The organism is Pseudomonas sp. KB_15 (assembly GCF_052114525.1).
Classification (GTDB): Bacteria; Pseudomonadota; Gammaproteobacteria; order Pseudomonadales; family Pseudomonadaceae; genus Aquipseudomonas.
Window position 1 is genome coordinate 1 of the sequence record NZ_JBFREX010000339.1, and the last position, 376, is coordinate 376.

Below are 376 nucleotides of genomic sequence, written 5' to 3' on the forward strand. Positions count from 1 at the left end.
GCGCTGTTCCTCTCGCAGCACGAGGAATCGGTGGCGGGCTCGTGCGTGCTGGTCACGCAGGAGGGCACCCGGCCGCTGCTGGTAGAGGTGCAGGCGCTGGTCGATACCGCCAACGTGCCCAATCCGCGCCGGCTGGCGGTGGGGCTGGAGCAGAACCGGCTGGCGATGCTGCTGGCCGTGCTGCACCGGCACGCGGGCATTGCCTGCTTCGATCAGGACGTGTTCCTGAACGCCGTGGGCGGAGTCAAGATCACCGAGCCGGCCGCCGATCTGGCGGTGCTGCTGTCGATCCATTCGTCGATGCGCAACAAGCCGCTGCCGCGCGGGCTGGTCGTGTTCGGCGAAGTGGGGCTGGCTGGCGAGATCCGCCCGAGCC

General features: G+C 69.7%; 1 pseudogene. It reads left to right on the forward strand.

The features are described 5' to 3' along the window. Positions 1–376, forward strand: a pseudogene (locus tag AB4Z35_RS31180) (DNA repair protein RadA); the annotation flags it as partial.